The organism is Paenibacillus sp. MZ04-78.2, from assembly GCF_024213375.1.
Classification (GTDB): Bacteria; Bacillota; Bacilli; order Paenibacillales; family NBRC-103111; genus Paenibacillus_G.
Window position 1 is genome coordinate 1 of record NZ_JANAVJ010000135.1, and the last position, 607, is coordinate 607.

The 607-nt window shown below is 47.4% G+C and carries 2 protein-coding genes; both read right to left on the minus strand.

The genetic code is table 11. The features are described 5' to 3' along the window. A partial coding sequence (locus tag NLX71_RS27255; RefSeq protein ID WP_375377979.1) for an IS3 family transposase occupies positions 1-234 on the minus strand: 234 nt, incomplete at its 3' end. Positions 235-256: 22 nt separating this feature from the next. Then, a complete protein-coding gene (locus NLX71_RS27260) occupies positions 257-550 on the minus strand; it encodes a transposase (protein WP_375377980.1) in 294 nt (97 codons plus the stop codon). Positions 551-607 lie beyond the last annotated feature (57 nt).

Sequence of the window (607 nt, forward strand, 5' to 3'; positions counted from 1 at the left end):
ACGGCGTACGCGTTTACGATTGATCATGAAGCCCTGATCCTGGAGAAAATTTGTCATGCGCCGGTAACCGAAGTAAGGATGCAGCATATAGATCTCATCGATTCGATGCATGATCTTCACATTCTCTTCGCTTTCTTGTTGCTCCTTACTCGGTCGGTACACGCTCGTTCTGTTCACACTCAGCAGGTCTGCTTGCCGCTTAACTGTAATCTCGGCATGGTTACGCTCCACCATCGCTTTCCGGGCTTCCATCGGCTCATTTGAGGCCAGATTTTTTTTTGAGCCAGTCGACTTCAACCGTGAGTTGGCCGACCAGCTTCTCTAGATGCTCTTGCTTGCTCTCGTACTCCTTCTTCAGTTTATCGGCATCCTGGGTCTTCTTCTCAAATACTGTAGATGCACGCTCCAGAAACTCAGCCTTCCATCGGCTAACCATAACCGGACTTAATTCATGTTTGGCTGCAATTTCATTGACGGTCTGCTCCTCACGGAGGACCTCCAGCACAACCTTCGTCTTAAATTCTGAGGTATATCGGTTCCGTTTTTCCATAGCTTCATTATAACTTATTTTTCACTCTCCCGTGTCTCAACCTATGGGAGCATTATA